The sequence below is a fragment of the Amycolatopsis sp. NPDC004169 genome, from assembly GCF_040610315.1.
Taxonomy (GTDB): Bacteria; Actinomycetota; Actinomycetes; order Mycobacteriales; family Pseudonocardiaceae; genus Amycolatopsis.
In genome coordinates this window covers 114,735-133,322 of record NZ_JBEXMD010000003.1, presented here as the reverse complement: position 1 = coordinate 133,322, position 18,588 = coordinate 114,735, and the positions used below count along the sequence as shown (strand labels likewise).

The 18,588-nt window shown below is 71.8% G+C and carries 21 protein-coding genes; 13 read left to right on the top strand and 8 right to left on the bottom strand.

The window, feature by feature from the left end:
- The first annotated feature begins 44 nt into the window (after positions 1–44).
- Positions 45–1,727 (top strand): protein kinase, encoded by a 1,683-nt coding sequence (locus ABZX11_RS05210; RefSeq protein ID WP_354910069.1) that lies wholly within the window; start codon positions 45–47, stop codon positions 1,725–1,727.
- Between the two features lie 57 nt (positions 1,728–1,784).
- On the opposite strand, the gene ABZX11_RS05205 is transcribed toward ABZX11_RS05210, so the two are convergent.
- Positions 1,785–3,962: a transglycosylase domain-containing protein gene (locus tag ABZX11_RS05205; protein WP_254897080.1), complete on the bottom strand. Its 2,178-nt coding sequence runs from the start codon at positions 3,960–3,962 to the stop codon at positions 1,785–1,787.
- 344 nt (positions 3,963–4,306) lie between these two features.
- On the opposite strand from ABZX11_RS05205, the gene ABZX11_RS05200 reads away from it, so the two are divergent.
- Positions 4,307–4,603: a WhiB family transcriptional regulator gene (locus tag ABZX11_RS05200; RefSeq protein WP_176174278.1), complete on the top strand. Its 297-nt coding sequence runs from the start codon at positions 4,307–4,309 to the stop codon at positions 4,601–4,603.
- A 45-nt stretch (positions 4,604–4,648) separates the two neighbouring features.
- Here the strand turns inward: ABZX11_RS05200 and ABZX11_RS05195 are convergent, their stop codons facing one another.
- Genes ABZX11_RS05195 through ABZX11_RS05185 form a run of 3 tightly spaced genes read right to left on the bottom strand, consistent with a single transcriptional unit; the run spans position 4,649 to position 7,032 of the window.
- On the bottom strand, positions 4,649–5,758 hold the full coding sequence (locus tag ABZX11_RS05195) for an ArsA family ATPase (protein WP_354910067.1): 1,110 nt from the start codon (positions 5,756–5,758) through the stop codon (positions 4,649–4,651).
- Positions 5,755–6,762 (bottom strand): ArsA-related P-loop ATPase, encoded by a 1,008-nt coding sequence (locus tag ABZX11_RS05190; RefSeq protein WP_176174280.1) that lies wholly within the window; start codon positions 6,760–6,762, stop codon positions 5,755–5,757. Before ABZX11_RS05190 ends, ABZX11_RS05195 begins: the two co-directional genes overlap by 4 nt.
- Positions 6,763–6,783: 21 nt before the next feature.
- Positions 6,784–7,032, bottom strand: a complete 249-nt coding sequence (locus ABZX11_RS05185; RefSeq protein WP_176174281.1) for a hypothetical protein — start codon at positions 7,030–7,032, stop codon at positions 6,784–6,786.
- 128 nt (positions 7,033–7,160) lie between these two features.
- On the opposite strand from ABZX11_RS05185, the gene ABZX11_RS05180 reads away from it, so the two are divergent.
- The 8 genes from ABZX11_RS05180 to ABZX11_RS05145 all read left to right on the top strand — a co-directional run bounded on the left by ABZX11_RS05180 (position 7,161) and on the right by ABZX11_RS05145 (position 12,525).
- Positions 7,161–7,322 carry a DUF4177 domain-containing protein gene (locus ABZX11_RS05180; protein WP_176174282.1) on the top strand — a complete coding sequence of 54 codons (162 nt, stop codon included), beginning with the start codon at positions 7,161–7,163 and terminating at the stop codon, positions 7,320–7,322.
- A 4-nt stretch (positions 7,323–7,326) separates the two neighbouring features.
- Positions 7,327–7,782 carry a RidA family protein gene (locus ABZX11_RS05175; RefSeq protein ID WP_086840822.1) on the top strand — a complete coding sequence of 152 codons (456 nt, stop codon included), beginning with the start codon at positions 7,327–7,329 and terminating at the stop codon, positions 7,780–7,782.
- The gene (locus tag ABZX11_RS05170) at positions 7,782–8,408 is read left to right on the top strand and encodes a hypothetical protein (RefSeq protein ID WP_043789124.1); all 627 of its coding nucleotides are present in this window, start codon (positions 7,782–7,784) and stop codon (positions 8,406–8,408) included. The genes ABZX11_RS05175 and ABZX11_RS05170 overlap by 1 nt, the downstream gene beginning before the upstream one ends.
- A gap of 36 nt (positions 8,409–8,444) precedes the next feature.
- The gene (locus tag ABZX11_RS05165) at positions 8,445–9,572 is read left to right on the top strand and encodes a hypothetical protein (protein ID WP_354910063.1); all 1,128 of its coding nucleotides are present in this window, start codon (positions 8,445–8,447) and stop codon (positions 9,570–9,572) included.
- A 111-nt stretch (positions 9,573–9,683) separates the two neighbouring features.
- On the top strand, positions 9,684–10,502 hold the full coding sequence (locus tag ABZX11_RS05160) for an NUDIX domain-containing protein (protein ID WP_176174284.1): 819 nt from the start codon (positions 9,684–9,686) through the stop codon (positions 10,500–10,502).
- Positions 10,499–11,269 carry an MBL fold metallo-hydrolase gene (locus ABZX11_RS05155; protein ID WP_354910060.1) on the top strand — a complete coding sequence of 257 codons (771 nt, stop codon included), beginning with the start codon at positions 10,499–10,501 and terminating at the stop codon, positions 11,267–11,269. The genes ABZX11_RS05160 and ABZX11_RS05155 overlap by 4 nt, the downstream gene beginning before the upstream one ends.
- Positions 11,266–11,520 (top strand): glutaredoxin domain-containing protein, encoded by a 255-nt coding sequence (locus ABZX11_RS05150; RefSeq protein ID WP_176174286.1) that lies wholly within the window; start codon positions 11,266–11,268, stop codon positions 11,518–11,520. Before ABZX11_RS05155 ends, ABZX11_RS05150 begins: the two co-directional genes overlap by 4 nt.
- Before the next feature lie 90 nt (positions 11,521–11,610).
- The gene (locus ABZX11_RS05145) at positions 11,611–12,525 is read left to right on the top strand and encodes a hypothetical protein (protein WP_354910056.1); all 915 of its coding nucleotides are present in this window, start codon (positions 11,611–11,613) and stop codon (positions 12,523–12,525) included.
- Here the strand turns inward: ABZX11_RS05145 and ABZX11_RS05140 are convergent.
- From ABZX11_RS05140 to ABZX11_RS05125, 4 genes are all read right to left on the bottom strand, one after another.
- Positions 12,515–13,576, bottom strand: coding sequence for a DNA polymerase III subunit beta (locus tag ABZX11_RS05140; protein WP_354910053.1), 1,062 nt, complete (start codon positions 13,574–13,576; stop codon positions 12,515–12,517). The two genes, ABZX11_RS05145 and ABZX11_RS05140, sit on opposite strands and share 11 nt — an antisense overlap.
- A 40-nt stretch (positions 13,577–13,616) precedes the next feature.
- Positions 13,617–14,873 (bottom strand): MFS transporter, encoded by a 1,257-nt coding sequence (locus ABZX11_RS05135; protein ID WP_354910050.1) that lies wholly within the window; start codon positions 14,871–14,873, stop codon positions 13,617–13,619.
- Between the two features lie 436 nt (positions 14,874–15,309).
- Positions 15,310–15,984, bottom strand: coding sequence for a Crp/Fnr family transcriptional regulator (locus tag ABZX11_RS05130; protein WP_003081747.1), 675 nt, complete (start codon positions 15,982–15,984; stop codon positions 15,310–15,312).
- Positions 15,985–16,132: 148 nt separating this feature from the next.
- Positions 16,133–16,384 (bottom strand): hypothetical protein, encoded by a 252-nt coding sequence (locus ABZX11_RS05125; protein WP_013230551.1) that lies wholly within the window; start codon positions 16,382–16,384, stop codon positions 16,133–16,135.
- Between the two features lie 226 nt (positions 16,385–16,610).
- Here ABZX11_RS05125 and nth point away from each other — a divergent pair, with 226 nt between their 5' ends.
- The 3 genes from nth to ABZX11_RS05110 are packed head-to-tail and all read left to right on the top strand — an operon-like array spanning position 16,611 to position 18,585.
- Complete coding sequence (gene nth, locus ABZX11_RS05120) at positions 16,611–17,294, top strand: endonuclease III (protein ID WP_176174290.1); 684 nt, start codon at positions 16,611–16,613, stop codon at positions 17,292–17,294.
- Complete coding sequence (locus ABZX11_RS05115) at positions 17,291–17,890, top strand: TlpA disulfide reductase family protein (protein ID WP_354910047.1); 600 nt, start codon at positions 17,291–17,293, stop codon at positions 17,888–17,890. Before nth ends, ABZX11_RS05115 begins: the two co-directional genes overlap by 4 nt.
- On the top strand, positions 17,887–18,585 hold the full coding sequence (locus tag ABZX11_RS05110) for a CoA pyrophosphatase (protein ID WP_176174291.1): 699 nt from the start codon (positions 17,887–17,889) through the stop codon (positions 18,583–18,585). Before ABZX11_RS05115 ends, ABZX11_RS05110 begins: the two co-directional genes overlap by 4 nt.
- Positions 18,586–18,588 lie beyond the last annotated feature (3 nt).

Here is an 18,588-nt window from a genome sequence, read left to right as displayed (position 1 = left end):
TCGGCCCGAAGACGGGAAACAGGCCGGGGGGCTTGGGGAGAACGATGGAGCAGTTCGGGCCGTACCGGATCGAAGGCCTGCTCGGCCGCGGCGGCATGGGCGAGGTGCACCGCGCCTACGACACCGCGCACGACCGCGTCGTCGCGCTGAAGCTGTTGTCCGAGCCCTTCGTCACCGACGAAGCCTTCCGCGCGCGGTTCCGCCGCGAGTCGCAGATCGTCGCGCGGCTGCGGGAACCGCACGTGATCCCGATCCACGCCTACGGCGAGATCGACGGCCGGCTGTACCTCGACATGCGGCTCGTCGAGGGCCGCGACCTCAAGGAGCTCCTGGCCGACGGGCCGCTCGACCCCGTGCGGGCCGCCGCGATCGTGGCCCAGGTCGCGGGCGCGCTCGACGCCGCCCACGCCGACGGCCTGGTGCACCGGGACGTCAAGCCGTCGAACGTGCTCGTGACGGGCGCGGACTTCGTGTACCTCGTGGACTTCGGCATCGCGCGGTCGATGACCGCCGAAGGGACGTCGATCACCGGCACCGGCAACGTGATCGGCACCCTCGACTACATGGCGCCGGAACGCTTCGGCGACGCCCCGATCACCGGTCTCGTCGACGTCTACGCGCTGGCGTGCGTGTTCTTCGAGTGCCTCACCGGGCACCGCCCGTTCCCGGCGGAGGGCGCGGCCGCGCAGATGGGCGCGCACCTGACCGCGCCGCCGCCCGTGCTTTCGCGGGCGCGCCCGGGCCTGCCGGTGGCGCTGGACGCCGTGGTGGCGCGCGGGATGGCGAAGAACCCGGCGGACCGGTACCCGACGGCGGGGGCGTTCGCCGACGCCGTCCGGGCGGCCGTGACCGCACCGGCACCGCCGATCCCGACGTGGCAGAAGACGTTGCCGGGCTACGTGCCGCAGCCGGCACCGATCACCCCGCCGCGGCCGATGCCGGTCCCGACGGCACCGCACCCGGCCCGGTTCACCGGCCCGGTGCCGCCGCCCCGGACCCCGGCCGCGCCGCCGGTGCAGCCGCCGAAATCGCAGCGGAACCGCTGGATCGCCCTGTGTGCCGCGCTGGCCGGGATCGTCGTGGTGGCGCTGGTGATCACCTACGTCGTGACGCGGGACCGGACGACCGAGACGGCCGGGCCGGACCCGACCAGGCCCACGACGACCAGCAATTCTCCGGCACCGGCCACGGAAACGACGGCTGAATCACCGTCCACTTCGGCATCGAAGCCCCCGCACGACGAGCGGCTGTACGCCGCGCTGCCGCCGATCTACCGCACGTGCGTCGACGCCGCGCCCCCCGCCGGAGCGGCCGCGGCGGTCGAGTGCGGCGGATCGACGGTCGGTGACGTCAAGATCGGCAACGTCTGGTTCGCGGAGCCGACCGGCGCGCGGTTCCTCCGCTTCGCCGACGCCGCCGCGATGGACGCGTTCTTCCAGAACATCGTGAAGACGCAGGGCCTCACCCGCAACGACGCCCAAGGCGCGTGCCGCCCCATCAAGTACCCCAAGATCTGGGGCACGTACTACCGCGCGGAGGTCCGCAACCCGGTCCCGGGCGAGTACCTGACCTGCTACCTCGGCGATCCGGCCCAGCTGGTGTGGACCGAGAAGAAGGACCTGGTGGCGGGCATCCTGCTGTCCACAAAGGTCACCACGAACGATGACCTCGACAAGCTCTACGCGTGGTGGAACTCGTTGATCCTGGTGGACATGGGGAGCAGCTGATCGAAACGCGAGCGGGGCGGGAGGTCGCCCTCCCGCCCCGCTCGTCCTCGGTCGTGCCTAGCGGGCGGCGCCGCCCAGGTACTTCGGGTCCGGGCCCGGCAGTTCCATCCGCGGCTGGCTGGCGTCCAGGATGTTCTTCATCGCGCCGAACCAGGTCCGTGCCGGGGCCTTGCCACCGAAGATGTTGCCGTTCGGGCAGACCCGGACGTTGCCGGGGCCGGCGTCGCAGATACCGCCCTGCCCGCCGCCGAACTTGAACGTCATCGCCGCGCCCGCCAGCTGCGGGGTGCCACCGACGAAGGTCGCCGAGACGTTGCCCTGCGTGGTGCCCGTCTTGCCGATGATCGGGCGGTCCCAGCCGACGTCCGCGGCCGCGCGGGCCGAGGTGCCGCCCGGCTGGTCGTCCTTGCTCATCCCGACGGCGAGGGTGTTCGCCAGGCCCTCGGGCACCGCCTGCTCGCACGCGGCTTCCTTGATCGGCACCGGTTTCCCGTTGCGGTCGGTCACCCCGGCGATCGGCGTCGGCGGGCACCAGACGCCGCCGGACAGGATGGTCGCGGCCACGTTGCCCAGTTCCAGGCCGCTCAGCGGGCTGAAGCCCAGGGTGAACGCGCCGAAGCCCGGCCAGCTGCCCTTGGGGCCGTAGTACTCGGCCTGGCTCTGGCTCTTCTCGGGCTTGTCCGCCTTCGGGTCGACCGTTCCGCCGCCGACGTTGCTCGCCATCGTGTCGCGCATGCCGAGCCGCTTGGCCATGTCGATACCCGGTGCCGTGCTGCCGAGCCGGTCTTCGAGCTCGACGAACGTGGTGTTCGGCGAGGTCGCCAGCGCGGTCTGGACGGTCGCGCCCTCGGCGATGCGGCTGTAGTCACCGGCGTTGCCGACGCAGTACCAGCGGGAGCGCAGCGGCGGCCCGGTCGGCGGGCAGTTGTTGCCACCACCGGAGTACACGTGCGAAATGTAGGTGTCCGGCACCTGCACCGGCGTGTAGATCCCGGCGACACCCTTGTCCAGCGCCGCCGCGGTGGTGAAGATCTTGTACGTCGACCCCGCGCCACCGGTGTTGTAGACACCCGTGGGCAGCGCGTACGTCGTCTGGCCCGCGTCCTGGTTCTGGCCGTAGTCCCGGTTCGCCGCCAGCGCGACGACCTCGTGCCGGTTCTTGCCCGGCCGGACCAGCGAGAGGGTGTTCGCGACGTACGGCTGGGTCTTGTCGACCTGCGCCTCCGCCGAGACCTTCGCCTCGTGGTTGGCCCGCTCGTCCAGCGTGCTCTTGATCGTGTAGCCGCCGGTGTAGAGCTGGTCCTTGGTCATCCCGCTCGCCTTGAGCAGGTAGTCCTCGACGTACTGGCAGAAGAACCCGGACTCCGGGCCGGCGCCGATGCAGTTGGCCGGCGGCTTCTTCGGGCCGTCCGGGACCACGCCGAGCGGCTCGGCCTTGAAGCGGTCCGCGTCGGCCTTCGCCAGCTTCCGGTTGTCGACCATCCGGTCGAGCACCAGGTTGCGGCGGGCGGTGGCCTTGTCCGCGTGCTTCCACGGGTCGTTGTTGATCGGGTTGTTCACCAGGCCGGCCAGCAGCGCGGCCTGCGGCACGGTGAGCTTCTCCGGGGTGGTGTCGAAGTACGCGTGCGCCGCCGCGCCGATGCCGTAGATCTGGCGGGAGAACTCGACGATGTTGAGGTAGTTGGCCAGGATCTGCTGCTTGGTCAGCTTCGTCTCGAGGTTGATCGCGATCCGGGCTTCCTTCAGCTTCCGGGAGATCGACTGCTCCTGGGCCTTCTTCTGGCCGATCGGGTCGTTCCGGTAGACGACGTTGATCAGGTAGTTCTTGGTCAGCTGCTGGGTCAGCGTCGAGGCACCCTGGGTGTCCGCGCCGGTGCTGTTGCTGACGGCCGCGCGCAGCGTGCCCTGCCAGTCGACGCCGTGGTGCTCGTAGAACCGCTTGTCCTCGACCGAGACCAGCGCCCACTTCATGGCCTCGTTGATCTGGTCCTCGGTGATCGGCAGCCGGTACTGGTCGTACAGGGTCGCGATCGGCTTGCCGGTGCTGTCGGTGACCGTCGTCACCAGCGGCGGCGGGATGTCCGCGAGGTCGGAGGAGGTCTTCTCCACCGTCTCGCTGGCCTGGTTCGACATGACGCCCGCGGCCCCCACGACCGGGAAGAGCATGCCGGCGACGAGCACCCCCGCGAGCAGACAGAGGCCGATGAGCTTGAACAAACCATCCGCTTTTCGCACGAGGGCCAGGCTACCCGGAACGGATCAGGCGCCGGTGACGCCGTGTCTCCGAAGGTGTGAAATCAGTGACAAAACAGGCCCCCTTCGGTGACAACTGGTAACGGAAGGCATTCTGGGTCTCGACGGGGGGAACCGAGGGCCCCTACAGTCCGTCAACGTCTCACGAAGAAAAGCCGACGGATGGATCAACGCGGGTGGGAGCTCGCGTCGGCCGAACGGCGGCACCGGCACCGGGGAGGTGCCCGGGTAACCGACGTGAGCTGAGGGAGACACGCTCGCGGGGGCAAGGAGCGCAGTGCCTTTCCCCGCTGGTGCGTCGATCACCAGGGTAGGGAGCTGGGGGTATGGAAACCAACCAGTCGAGCTGGCGAATCAACGCGTCCTGCCGGGACGCCGATCCGGACGGCCTGTTCGTCCGGGGTGCGGAGCAGAACCGCGCGAAAGCGGTCTGCATGGGCTGCCCGGTCCGCACTGAATGCCTCGCCGAAGCGCTCGACGGCCGGATCAACTTCGGCGTCTGGGGTGGCATGACCGAACGCGAGCGGCGCGCACTGCTGCGCCGCCGCCCGGACGTGGAGAGCTGGGCCGACCTGCTCGAAGCGGCCAAGCGCGACGCGCAGGAGCGCGTCGAGGTCGGCTGACCGGCCGCGGGCGGCGCGGACCTGCTGCCGCGCCGCCCGCGCCGCTCAGCCGGCGAGCTTCGAGCCGATGTCGCGCAGGCCGCCGAGGTCGTGCACGTCGCCGGCCAGCGCGGGCACCTTCGCCAGCGCCACCTCCGGGTGCGCCCTGGTGAACCGGGCCAGCAGGCGTTCCTCGCGCGCGGCCAGCTGGACGCGGTCGGCGTGCAGCCGCAGCACGGCCTCGGCCAGCGGCGCGTTCTGCAGGCTCTCGGCCGCCGCCAGCGCCTCCGCGCCGGACAGCTTCGCGAGCACCGGGTGGGTCCGGTTCGCGATCAGCCCGGCCAGGGGCATCGACTCGGCCGACAGCCGCTCCACGAAGTAGGACGCCTCGCGCAGCGCGTCCGGCTCCGGCGCGGCCACGACCAGGAACGACGTCCCGGACGAGCGCAGCAGCTCCGCCGTCTTGCGCGCGCGCTCGCGGAAGCCGCCGAACATGCTGTCGAAGGCCTGCATGAAGGCCGAGGCGTCGGTCAGCAGCTGGCCGCCGATGATCGTCGACACGGCCTTGGCGAACATCGAGAACCCGGCGTTGACGACCTTGCGCAGGCCCCAGCCGCCGGCCTTGGCCGGCGCGGTGAGCAGGCGGATCATCCGGCCGTCCAGCGCGCTCGACAGCCGTGTCGGCGCGTCGAGGAAGTCCAGCGCGGACCGGCTCGGCGGGGTGTCGACGATGATCAGGTCCCACTCGCCGGTGGCGGCGAGCTGGCCCAGCTTCTCCATCGCCATGTACTCCTGCGTGCCGGAGAACGACGTGGAAATCGTCTGGTAGAAGGGGTTCTGGAGCAGCTGCTCGGCGCGTTCCGGGCCGGCGTGCACGCGCACCATGTCGTCGAAGGTGCGGCGCATGTCGAGCATCATCGCCCAGAGCTCGCCCTTGGGCTCGAAGCCCTCGACCTGCACCTGCTTCGGGTGGTTGCCGAGTTCGCGCAGGCCGAGCGCCTGTGCCAGCCGTCGTGCGGGGTCGATGGTCAGCACCACGGTCTGGCGGCCGCGCTCGGCCGCGCGCAGGGCCAGCGCCGCGGCGGTGGTCGTCTTGCCGACGCCGCCGGAGCCGCAGCAGACGATCACGCGGCTCTCCGGGGCGTCGAGCAGCGCGTCGATGTCGATGGTGGTCACAACCGCACCCCCTGGTCGGTCAGGGCTTCGGCCAGGTCGTAGAGGGCGGCGACGTCGATGCCGTCGGTCAGGTCCGGCAGCTCCAGCGTCGGCAGGTCGGCCTCGGCGAGCTGCTCGCGGGCCCGCTGCTCGGCGGCGACCCGCACGGCGTGCTCGACGGTCTCCTCGACCAGCGACTCCAGCGTGTCCTCCGGCAGCTTCAGCCCGGCCGAGGCGAGCCCGTCGCGGACGCGGGAGGCGTCGACGCGGCCGTCCGCGGCGGCGGTCACCGACCGCGCGGGCAGTCGCGGCGGCCGGACCCGGTTGACCAGCACCGCGCCCGGGCGCAGGTCGGCGCCGTCCAGCTCGGCCACGGCCTCGACGGTCTCGCGGACCGGCATCTCCTCCAGCAGCGTGGCCAGGTGCACCGCGGTCTGGCCCGAGTGCAGCAGCCGCACCACGCCTTCGGCCTGGCCGCGGATCGGGCCGGTCTTCGCGAGGTCGGTCAGCGCCTTGGTGACGTCGAGGAACTTGACCACCCGGCCGGTCGGCGGCGAGTCGACGACGACGGCGTCGTACGTGTGCCGCCCGTCGGACTCGGTCCGGCCGACGCACTCCTTGATCTTCCCGGTGAGCAGGACGTCCCGCAGGCCCGGCGCGAGCGTGGTCGCGAACTCGATCGCGCCCATCCGCCGCAGCGTCCGGCCGGCGAAGCCCAGGTTGTAGAACATCTCGAAGTACTCGAGCAGCGCGGCTTCGACGTCGATGTGCAGCGCGCGCAGCTCCCCACCGCCCGGGACCGACGCGATGCGCTGCTCGGCGTAGGGCAGCGGCTCGGTGTCGAAGAGCTGGGCGATGCCCTGACGGCCCTCGACCTCGATGAGCAGCACGCGACGGCCTTCGCGGGCGAGCGCGAGGCCGAGCGCGGCGGCGAGCGTCGTCTTGCCCGTCCCGCCCTTGCCGGTGACGAAGTGCAGCCGGGCCCTGGCGAGCTCGTCGGTCCAGCCGGCATGGGGAATGGTCACTTCTTCACCCTAATTCAGCGCTCAACTGGCCAGCAGCATGACGCCGACCGCAGCGGCCACCGCCGCGACGAGTGCCCAGCTCACAGCGCCGGGCAGCACCGTCAGGGTGAGCACGCCCACCACCGCGAGCAGGGTGAAGGTGATCACCCCGCCGAGCGCGACCGAACCGGAGCTCTGCGTCCGGTCGCGCACCTTCGCCATCACGACGAGCACCAGCGGCAGCCCGGCCGCCGCGAGCAGCGCCGTCGCGAGCACCCGCCACGTCTCCACCCCGTCAACGCTAGCGGCGCGCGGCCGGTCGCGCGTCGGCGTGAGATGGGCCACAGTCCGGCGCGTCGCGAGGCTTAATCCGGCGGCGCTCCACGAGGCGCTTGCCCGCTTGGCTACGCTCCCGGTTCATGAGCGCCACCAAGTGGGAGTACGCCACCGTCCCTCTGCTGATCCACGCGACGAAGCAGATCCTCGACCAGTGGGGCGAGGACGGCTGGGAGCTGGTCACCGTGCTGCCGAACCCGACCGGCGAGCAGCACGTCGCCTACCTGAAGCGTGCGAAGGGCTGACCCGGTGAGCTGGAGCGAACGGCTGAAGGAGCTCGGCATCGAGCTGCCCGGCGTCGCGGCCCCGCTGGCCGCGTACGTGCCCGCCGTCCAGAGCGGGAAGCACGTCTACACCTCCGGCCAGCTGCCCTTCGTCGACGGCGTGCTCGCCGCGACCGGCAAGGTCGGCGCGGAGATCAGCCCCGAAGAGGCGAAGGGCCACGCCCGCACGTCGGCGCTCAACGCGCTCGCGGCCGTGCACGCACTGGTCGGCATTGACAACGTCGCGCGGATCGTCAAGGTTGTCGGCTTCGTGGCTTCCGCGGAGGGCTTCACCGGTCAGCCCGCGGTCGTCAACGGCGCGTCCGAACTGCTCGGCGAGGTCTTCGGCGACGCGGGCATCCACGCCCGCTCGGCCGTCGGCGTCGCGGAGCTGCCCATCGGCTCGCCGGTGGAGGTCGAACTGATCGTGGAGGTGCAGTGATGGACCCGGACATCGAGCAGTCCACCCACGAGCTGCTGATCCGGCTGGCCGGGCGGCTGCCCGACCAGCTGCTGTGGCGGTTCCGCGACTGGCTCGGCGAAGGCGCCATGGGCACCCTCGCGCGGACCCTGCCGAGGTCTTTGCTTAAGCACAGGATCGACCTCGACCAAACGGAGTACCGGCTGCTCGTGGCCGGTCTCATCCCGCACGGCGCCGACTGGCACCAGGTCAGTTCGACGCTGGGGGTAGACGACGTCACCGAGAACCGGTACACATTCACGTCGAGTGCGCCCGAATGGGTTAACTCGGTCGACTCCGTGTCCGTGTTGATCCACGCAACGTTGCGAGGACGCCCGGACGTGGGGGAAGTGCGGCAGAGCTGGCGACACGTCGGTGTGGTCGGGCAGGGCACCGCCAAGCGCGTCCTGCTGATCACCGCACTGGCGGGGCTGCCGAGGTTGACCGGCGAACTGCAGCGGGTGCTGCGGGTCCTGGGCGACGAAGAGCCCAGCGTCGAGGTCATCCCGCCGCGCTTCGACCTGCCGGGGTACCACCGGGCCGCGCTGGCCGACTCAGAGCTGGTCTGCGTGGGCGCCGTGGCGGGGACCCGGCTAGTAGCCGCATAACGCTCGCCCGCCAGCGAGCTGGGAGGGAGCAAGGCAATGGTGGAGGTCCACGACGGCCCGCCCATGGACGGGTTCTCGGTGCCCCTGCGCCTGCACAACCTGTTGCTGGCCCTGGCGGGCCGGATCGACGACAGCGCACTCACCGAAGCGCGTGAGCTGATCGCCCGGGCCCACATCGACGAGGCGGTCGAGCTGACCACCGGCACGCTCATCGCGGGCCGGATCCCGGTCAGCTCCGCCGAGCAGCGCGAGCTCGCGCTGGTGCTCGAGATGAGCCGCTCGGACGCGACGCTGGCGAACGACCTGCTGGTCGACGAGACCGAGCCGGTCAACACGCACCGGTTCACCGGCGACAACGCGCCGGAGTTCGGCATCGCCGAGGCGCTCGACCGCACGCTGCAGGTGCTGCCGGACGTCCGCTCGGTGCACGCGGTGTGGCGCAACACCCCGGCCGGCAGCGTGCCGGGCGCGCTGCCGCAGCGCGTGGTGCTCGTCGAGCTGGGGCCGGACGGCAACCCGCCCGCCGTCGCGTTCCGCGTCGACACGGCGTTGCGCCGGGCCGGGATCCACTCGGTCGTCGAGGTCAGCGGCCCCGGCGTCGCGCACTCCGAGTACCACCAGGCCGCTTCGGCGGCCGCGTCACCGGCGTGGGTGACCGGCAGCACGACGTCGAGCTCGTCGTCGTACCGGTCGGAGCCCGTCAAGCCGGCCGCGGCCCCGGTGAGCTCGGAGCCGGTCGCGGAGTCGGGCAGCAGGCACAGCATGCGTTCGAGCAGCACCACGACGGCGCCGGCCGAGCCGGTCGCCCCGGTGGTGCCGATCGTCTCGCCGCCCGCCGCCGAGCCGCCCCGCAAGGCGCGGTCGGAGACCCGGGCCGAGCGCACCGCCGACCTGACCCCGGCCGAGGTGGCGCAGCTGCGGCAGGCGCTGGCCGAGGACCCGGAGAAGGGCCGCGAGATCGCCGCGGGCAAGCCGTCGATGCACGAGGTCGTCGAGCTGCCGGCGCTGGACCTCGACGACCCGAGCCTGAGCGAGCGCGACCGGGCGCTGCTGCGCGAGCTGCACGCCGAGCTGGCCGAGCGCGAGCGGGCCGAGGCGGCGAAGATGCGGCTCAACGGCGCGTCCCGCTCCGGCGGCGACCAGCGCGGCTGGACCGCTCCGTAGGACTGGCGTTCACGAAAGGCGGCACTTCCCTCCGGGAGGTGCCGCCTTTTCCGTGTCCGGCGTGCCACAAGTGCGCGACGGGACGTCGGGTACCGGAGGTATGTTGCCCGGGTGGAGCAGCCAAAGGAGTTTGTCTTCGACATCCCGGTCGGCGCGGGGGTGGCCACCCGCGCGAACGCCGACGGCCCGCCGGCGACGCCGAAGGACGCGGCCACCGTCATCCTGGTCCGGGACGGCGCCGACGGCGTCGAGGTCTTCCTGCAGCACCGGGTCAAGGGCATGCCGTTCGCCGGCGGGATGACCGTGTTCCCCGGCGGCGGGGTCGACCGGCGCGACGCGGACACGTCGGTGGCCTGGGCCGGTCCCGAGCCGTCGTGGTGGGCCGCGCGGTTCGGCTGTGACGAGGCGCTCGCGCGGGCGCTGACCTGCGCGGCCGTGCGCGAGACGTTCGAGGAGTCCGGCGTGCTGCTCGCGGGCGGCGCGGACGAGGTGCTGACGGACGTCACGCCGTACGCGGCGGCCCGCCAGGCCCTCGAAACGCGGGAGGTGTCGCTGGCCGGCTTCCTCGCCGACGCGGGCCTCACGCTGCGCGCGGATCTCCTGCGCCCGTGGGCGCACTGGATCACGCCCGAGCAGGAGCCGCGTCGCTACGACACCCGGTTCTACGTGGCGAAGCTGCCCGAAGGCCAGGAAGCCGACGGGGCGACGTCGGAGGCGTCGAGCTCCGGCTGGCAGCGTCCCGAAGACGCCATCGCGGACGCGCGCGAAGGCCGCCGGATGCTGATGCCGCCGACGTGGCTGACGCTGAGCGAGCTGGCGGAGTTCGCCACCGCCGACGACGTGCTGAACGCGCCGCGCGAGATCGTCCGGATCGCGCCGACGCTGATCCGCGAGAACGACCACGTCCGAGTCGTCCTGGAGCCGCGATGAGCGCCCCCGCCTACGGCGTGCTGCGCCAGGTGTCCGAGACGGCTTCGGTGCTGCTGGAGAACAACCCGTCGTCGATGACGCTGGAGGGCACCAACAGCTGGGTGCTGCGGGCGACGCCGTCGAGCCCGGCCGTGGTCGTCGACCCGGGCTACCGCGACCTCGAGCACCTCGAGCTGCTGGCCGCGGTCGGGCCGGTCGAGCTGATCGTGCTGACGCACCACCACCCCGACCACGCCGAGGGCGCGCCGTGGTTCGCCGAGCGCGTCGGCGCTCCGGTGCGGGCGTTCGACCCCGCGCTGTGCATCGGTGCTCCGTCCTTTGTGGACGGCTCGGTGCTGTCGGCGGGCGGGCTCTCCCTCCGCGTCCTGCACACGCCCGGCCACACCGACGACTCGGTGTCCCTGGTCCTCGACGGCCAGGTGCTGACGGGCGACACGATCCTCGGCCGCGGCACGACGGTGCTGCACGACCTCGGTGACTACCTGCGGTCGCTGCGGAAGCTGATCGAGCTCCCGGCCGGGACGGTCGGGCTGCCCGGGCACGGCCCGGAGCTCCTCGATCTGCCCTCGACCGCCCGTGAGTACCTTGCCCACCGGGAACAGCGGCTCGACCAGGTGCGTTCGGCCCTGAAGACACTCGGGCCGGACGCCACCCCGCGCCAGGTCGTCGAGGTCGTGTACGCCGACGTCGACCGGGCGCTGTGGGCGCCGGCCGAGTGGAGCGTGCAGGCGCAGCTGGACTACTTGCGGTCGGAGGAGAACGGATGAGCAACGTCGAGGTCGAGTTCTACTGGAGGCCGGGCTGCGGCTTCTGCGCGGCCCTGGAGAGGCCGCTGTCGAAGAGCGGCTTCACCATCCGCGCGATCAACATCTGGGAGGACCCGGCCGCGGCGGCACGGGTGCGCGAGGTGGCCAACGGCAACGAGACGGTGCCGACGGTGATCGTGGGTTCGAAGGCGATGGTCAACCCGTCGTTCGCCGAGGTCGAGGCGGCGGTCAAGGCAGCTTCGGCCGGCTGAGCGTGGCCGGGCCGCTTCCCGTTCCGGGAGGCGGCCCGTCCTTTGTGCGGACGGTGTAGCGCGTGGAGGTGCGCGGGCGACTCAGAGCCTGTGGACGACCAGCACGCGATCGACTTCGTACTCAACGGCGAGCCGTACCGCTTGAGCCGCGCCCAGGTGCTGAGCGCGGCGGCCCGCGGTGGGCCGGAGCAGATCCGCACGCACTGGGTGTCCATCGGCGAGCAGCGGTGGCCGCCGCGGCAGATCTTCGAGCGTGCGCTCGGCGTTCCACGGACCGATTTCATCTCCCACTATGCGATCCGCCAGCTCCGGCGCCTCGGCTTCCCGACGAGCCCGCTTCCGCACGAACCCGCGACGCCGGTCGGGAGCGACCTCGGGCAGGCCTTCGCCGACCTGGTCGCGTTCTTGACCGCCGAAGACCTGACCGCTCGGGTCAGCCGGCTGGAAACCGAGCTGACCGACGCCGGCCTCGAGGATCTCGCCGATCGCGACGGCGGCCTGACGGGCGAACTGCTCGAGGCGGCGCTCCTGGTCCGGGAGCACGCCGGGCGGGTCAACGACCTCATCCACGCGGCGATGATCGTCCGGGCGCTGCCGAAGATCCTCAAGCCCGGCGAGCGGATCGTCCGCCGTCCTTCGCTGGCCGCCGGGAACGATCCCAGCCGGAAGTTCGACCTCGAGACCAACTTCCGGCTGGCGGAATTCAAGGCCGGTCGGTGGAAGGGCCGCGATGCCATGCGCAAACGCATGCTCGTCGCGGACCTGGCCGGCCTGGTCCTCGATGGCGATGAGCGCCGCGCGGAGCTCTACGTGCTCGGCCGCATGCCGATCGACTTCCTGCGCACCAGCAACTCGACCATGGAATGGGCACTCGGCCGCTCGTCACCGCACCTGCGGCAGGCCTACGCGCAGCGCTTCGGCGCTGCCGCCATGACCGTCGGCCAGTTCACCGCCGGCCCGGCGGCCGGAGTTGCCCTCCAGGACCTGACCGAGATCATCGGCTGAGCATCGGCATCAGGTAGTACGTCAGCGCCACCTCCCCGGGCTCGGCCGCGCGCAGGACGCAAGCCCGCATCCCCGGCTGGATCGACAGCACCACCCGCTCGCCCGCGAACGCCGCCAGCGCGTCGAGCAGGTACCGGGCCTGGAACGACGGTGACGTCCGGCCGCCGCCGACGTCCGCCTTCAGGACTTCCTCCGCCTCGCCCGTGTCCTGCCGGGCGCTCGCCAGCCGGACCTGCGCGTCCCCGACCTCCAGCGCCAGGACCCGCCTGTCCTCCGCGTACACCCCCACCCGGCGGACCGCCGCCGCCAAGGCGTCCGCCTCCAGGGTCACCGTGGTGTCCACCGCGCCCGACGGGATCGACTCCTCGGACAGGAAGCCCGCGTCCAGGACCGCGGTGGCGACCAGACCTTCCGCCCAGCTCACCCCGAACCGCCCCGCGGCGACGTGCAGGCCCACCCGGCCGCGCGCCTGCCGGGCCGCCTCCGTCAGCAGGGCCGCCGGGACCAGCACGTCCAGCGACCCCGGCGCGAGCAGCGGCAGCCGGGCCACCGCCATCCGGTAGCGGTCCGACGCCGTCAACGTCAAGACGTTGCCGGCAGCCTGCAGGCGGACGCCGGTGAACAGCGGGAGCGGGTCGTCCTTGGCCGCCGTTCCCGCGACCGTCCGCACCGCCGACGCGAACGCTTCTCCCGCCACTTCGGAAACCTGTGCGGGTGGGTCCGGAAGCGACCCGGAAGAAGGCAGCAGCGGCAGCGCGAACCGGGCGTTGTCCAGCCGCAACGCCAAGCGCGTGCCCTCGACGACCAAGCGCACCCGCTCTGCGTCGAGCACCTTCAGCGTCTCCGCCAGCGGGGCGGCCGGGACGACCACCGACCCCTCCGCGTGCGTGGTCGCCGGGCAGCCGAACCGGACCGCGAGGTCCGCGGCGCCGCCGGCGACCGTCAAACCCACCGCGCCGGCCTGCAGGCGGAGCCCGGTGCGGGCCGGCAGCAGGCGTGACGCGGCGGAGACGGCCGCCGAGAGGCGGTGGGCAGGCGTGGTGAGGTCCATGCCCGCAAGCTAGCGGCGGGTACCGACAAAAACCGCGGAGCTACGCGTTGACCAGCGACCGCGGCTCGACCGGAGCGGCGGCGGACCGGACCGTGCCGCGCAGCAGCCACACGACCAGCGCCAGCACCACCCCGGCCACGCTCGCCGCCAGGAACGCCGCGCCAGGGCCGGCGTGCTCGACGACGTACCCGCTGATCGACTGGCCGGCCGCCAGGCCCAGCGTCACCGCCGTCAGCACCCAGCCGAACGCCTCCGCCGCGGTCCCGGACGGCGCCACCAGTTCGATCGTCGTCGAGTGGGCCGTCGACTGCGGGGTGATCAGCGCGCCGGCCAGCAGCATCATCAGCGCCAGGCCCCACAGCGAAGACGGCCACGCGAGCAGCGCGACCAGTGCACCGAAGCCGCCGAGCAGCACCGGCAGCCGCAGGCCGAGCTGCCGCGGCCACGGCCGCAGGCTGTAGGCGACGCCGAACGCCACCGAGCTCAGCGACCACGCCGACAGCAGCAACCCGCCCACCGAAGGAGAACCCGCTTCGGTGGCCGCGGCCGGTACGGCGACCTCGACGAACCCGATCACCACGCCGAAGCCCAGCGCCGCGATGGCCAGCGTGCGCATGCCCGGGCTCGCCAGCGCGCCCAGCAGCGAGCCCGAGGACCCCGAAGCGGGCCCCCACGCCCGCACGGCCGGGCTCAGCGCGAACAGCACCGCGCCGGTGAACTGCAGCGCGACCCCCAGCACCAGGCCGGTGCCCGCCCACGGCGCCATGACCAGCAGCCCGGCCACACCGGGGCCGAGGATGAAGAAGACCTCCATGCTGATCGCCTCGTACGAGAACGCCGCGTTGCGCGGCCCGCCCGGCGGCAGCAGCCTGCCCCACAGCGCCCGCGACGCCGATCCGACCATCGGCTCGGTCAGCCCGGTGAGGGCGCCGAACGCGACCAGCACGGCGGTCGAAGCGTGCGACTCGATGGCCACCACCAGCGCGCTCATCGACAGCGCCAGCAGCAGCGAGACGACGAGCAGCGGCCGCGTCGGCCCGAACCGGTCGATCAGCCTGCCCTGCACCACCGCGCCGACCGACACCCCGACGAGTGAACCGGCCGAGACGAGCCCGGCGGTGGCGAAGGAACCCGTCTCACGCTGGACGTAGAGCAGGGCCGAGATGCCGATCATGGCGATCGGCAGGCGGGCGAGCACGGACGCGACGGCGGGCCACCGGGCCGCGCGAGTCGTCAGCGCGGTGCGGTAGTCGGCGAGGGTGGTGCGGCTTTCGTGGTTCGAGGCAGAGTGGGACACGCGTACAAGTATGCCGCAGAGTGGTACGTCGGTACCAGTTATTTGACGGTCAGGTTGGTCACCGGCAGACTGGCGGTGGATCTTGTATCCGGTGCGACAGGTCTCGATCAGGTAACACTCACGATATTCTCCGTGGACTCCTGCAACGAAACGGCTCAGACGGCGTCCTTGAGAGTGAATGGCCTTGAATTCGTGGGTATGGGCCGTGATGGTTGAACAACAGCACAGAAAAACCCAGCTCCCTCCGGCACACGGGTCGGGGCCTGGCCCGGAGGGCGGGGAGCGCGGATCGTCGGGGGATGGTCCGCGCAAACAACGAAGAGCCGGTGCGCCACGTCGGGGGTGGCGCCCGGCTCTTTGTTGTTCGAAGGCACAGTTGTTGCCAGGCAAGAAGAAGGCCCCTCGGCTCGCCGAGGGGCCTTCTTTCGCTAAGGGCTCAGCGGGCCCGGCGGGCCAGCCGCTCCGGGTCCAGGATCAGCACGCTCTTGCCTTCGAGCCGCAGCCAGCCGCGGTGGGCGAAGTCGGCGAGCGCCTTGTTGACGGTCTCGCGGGAGGCGCCGACGTACTGGGCGATCTCTTCCTGCGTCAGGTCGTGCGTGACCCGCAGCAGGCCCGCCTCCTGGCTGCCGAAGCGCTGCGCCAGCTGCAGCAGCGCCCGCGCCACGCGGCCCGGGACGTCGGTGAAGATCAGTTCCGCGACCATGTTGTTCGTCCGGCGCAGGCGGCGCGCGACCACGCGCAGCAGCTGCTCGGCGATCTCGGGGCGGGTCGAGATCCACTGGCGCAGGGCCGGGCGGTCCATGGTGACCGCGCGGACCTCGGTGACCGTGGTCGCGCTCGACGTCCGGGGGCCGGGGTCGAAGATGGACAGCTCGCCGAACATGTCGGACGGGCCGAAGATGCCCAGCAGGTTCTCGCGGCCGTCCGGGGACTTGCGGCCGATCTTCACCTTGCCGGACTGGATGATGTAGAGCTTGTCGCCGGGTTCACCCTCGTTGAAGATGACATGGCCGCGGGGGAACTCCACGGACTCCAAGGTCTGGGCCAGCGCCTCCGCCGCTGCCGGCTCAACACCCTGGAATATGCCCGCACGGGCCAGGGTTTCGTCCACCTCGGGTGCCTCCTCGTCGAGAAACGATCACGCTCCCCGTTGCTCGAGGAGCGTGACGCCGATCACTTGCGCGTCAGTCTAGGGCGTACTCCCGAGATCGCCCGCCGGACTCGCGAGCGGCGGAAACGATCTCGTTCGAACGTGGAGCCTAACTCCGCACGCGACGCGCGCGTAGCCTGGCTGCCCGTCCGCCCAGCCTACGCAGCCGGAACAGCTCCAGCGCGCGGCCGATGCCGTGCCCGTAGAGCGCTCTGACCTCGTTGGGCTGCGCCTGCTCGAGGAACTCTTCGACCTCGTTCTCCTGCACCGCGACGTGCTTGAGCCTGCTCTCGACCCGCTCCATGAAGAGCGCGAAGAACATGATCACCAATGGGACCAGGATGACGAACCAGACAGTCATGACCGGACCCCGAAACACTCGATGAAAAGCATCTACTCCAGATCCTCGCTCATGGCGGCCGGAAAACGCGCCGAGGTGGTGCTCTGGCGTGTCGGTCGTCCACCGGTGCAGTCACCGGCTCGTCCGACGGCGCCCGTAGGCTATCGGGGTGCCACCTGCCACCACGAACGCCCCCCGTGAGGGCGCTGGTGAAAGCCGATTGGCTCTGGTGAGACGCGCAAGGCGGATGAAGCGTTGCCTGGACGACGTGTATCCCGGCGCCCACTGCGAGCTCGACTTCACCACACCACTGGAACTGCTGGTCGCGGTCGTGCTGTCCGCGCAGACCACCGACGTCCGGGTGAACCTCGTCACGCCCGCGCTGTTCAAGCGCTACCGGACCGCCGCCGACTACGCCGGTGCCGACCGCACCGAGCTGGAGGAGTACCTCCGGAGCACCGGGTTCTACCGGGCGAAGGCGAACTCCGTGATGGGGCTCGGCGCCGCCCTCGTCGAGCGCTTCGGCGGCGAGGTGCCGGGCAGGCTCGAAGACCTGGTCACCCTGCCCGGCGTCGGCCGCAAGACCGCCAACGTCGTCCTCGGCAACGCCTTCGACGTGCCGGGGATCACCGTCGACACCCACTTCGGCAGGCTGGTCCGGCGCTGGGGCTGGACGGCGGAGGAGGACCCGGTCAAGGTCGAGCACGCGGTCGGCGAGCTGATCCCCCGCAAGGAGTGGACGATGCTCTCCCACCGGGTGATCTTCCACGGCCGCCGCGTCTGCCACGCCAAGAAGCCGGCCTGCGGTGCCTGCCCGCTGGCCAAGGACTGCCCGTCGTACGGCACCGGGCCGACCGGGTTCGAAGAGGCCGCGAAGCTGGTCAAAGGCGAAGAAAAGGACCACATCCTGGCCATGGCGGCGCCCCGGTGACGAGAGTCACCAAGTGGGCACTCGCCGCCGCCGTGCTGGCGGTCGCGCTGATCGTCGCGCTGCTGCCGCGCGGGGGTGACGACTCGGCCGCGAAGCCGTCCGGCGACCTCGGGACCGCCCGGTCCGCGGCGGCGCTCCGGCCGTGCCCGGCCGCGGGCGCGGCCCAGCCGGTGAAACAGCTCGAAGGCGTCACGGCGGACTGCCTCGGCGACGGCGGGAGCGTCGACGTCGGGAAGGCCCTCGCCGGGGCTCCGGCGCTGGTCAACGTGTGGGCCTCGTGGTGCGAGCCGTGCCGGACCGAGCTGCCCGTGCTCCAGGAATACGCGAAGCAGCAGGGCGCGGTCCGCGTCCTCGGCGTCCAGGTGCAGAGCCCGGCGAAGGACGGGCTCGACCTGCTGGCCAAGCTGGGCGTGCACCTGCCGTCGGTGTACGACGGCAACGGGCAGACCGGCCCGGTCCGGACCGCGCTGAAAGTGCCGCCGAGACTCCCGGCGTCCTACCTCGTCACCGCGACCGGCGACATCCGGTTCATCGCGAATCCACCCACCTTCGTGAACACTGACCAGGTGCGCGCGGCAGTCGAGGGGGCATCGTGATCGGACCACTGGTCGAACCCGAGTCGGTGCCCGAGTGGCTCCGGCCGCTGGTCAAGGTGAGCGGCGAAGTCGATTCGAAGACGTTCACCCGCTTCAGCCCGCCCGAAGACGCCTTCACCCGGCCCGCCGCGGTGCTCATCCTGTTCGGTGAGCGGGAAGCCGACGGCGAGCCGGACATCCTGCTCCAGCGCCGCGCCGACACGCTGGGCTCGCACGCCGGCCAGGTCGCCTTCCCCGGCGGCGGCGCCGAAGAGGGCGACGGCGGCCCGATCGGCACCGCGCTGCGCGAAGCCGAAGAAGAGACCGGCGTTGTCCCGTCCGGCGTCCGGCCGGTCGCGGTGCTGCCGGAGCTGTTCGTCCCGGTGTCCGGCTTCGCGGTGACGCCGGTGCTGGCGCACTGGGCCGAGCCGTCGCCGGTGCACGCGGTCGACCCGGCCGAGACGGCGTCGGTCGCGCGCGTGCCCATCGCCGACCTGGTCGACCCGGCCAACCGGTTCACCGTGCAGAAGAAGGGGATGCCCTGGAAGGGGCCGGCCTTCGAGGTCGGCGGCCTGTTCGTCTGGGGGTTCACCGCCGGGTTGCTGTCCGTCCTCCTGGGCCTGGGAGGCTGGGAGCGCGAGTGGGACTCGGGCGACGTCCGGGACCTCGACCAAGCGCTGGCCGCGTTCCGAGCGCGGCTGCTGAGCGGGGAGTGACAC